The following is a 242-nucleotide window of genomic DNA, read 5'->3' as shown; positions in this document are numbered from 1 at the left end:
ATCGCCAAGCGCCTAATTTACTCGAAAGAGTAGCTTTATTACGATAAAGCAGTCTACTAACTTTGACACGTTAGCGACTTAAAAAGAATTTAGTATACTGCGCAAGCAATTTACTAAAGGAGCGGTAGTTCAGTTGGTTAGAATACCGGCCTGTCACGCCGGGGGTCGCGGGTTCGAGTCCCGTCCGCTCCGCCAACATTACGATAAGCCCTAACAGCAATGTTAGGGCTTTTTCGTGTCTG

General features: G+C 46.7%; 1 tRNA gene. It reads left to right on the top strand.

What is annotated here, in order from left to right:
• Window positions 1-118: 118 nt before the first annotated feature.
• Window positions 119-195 (top strand) — tRNA-Asp (locus BCU84_RS12625).
• Window positions 196-242: the final 47 nt, after the last annotated feature.

This window comes from Shewanella sp. 10N.286.51.B7, assembly GCF_002873615.1.
Lineage (GTDB): Bacteria > Pseudomonadota > Gammaproteobacteria > Enterobacterales > Shewanellaceae > Shewanella > Shewanella electrodiphila.
Note: the sequence above shows the minus strand (reverse complement) of the source record. Positions and strands in the feature narration are given on the sequence as shown.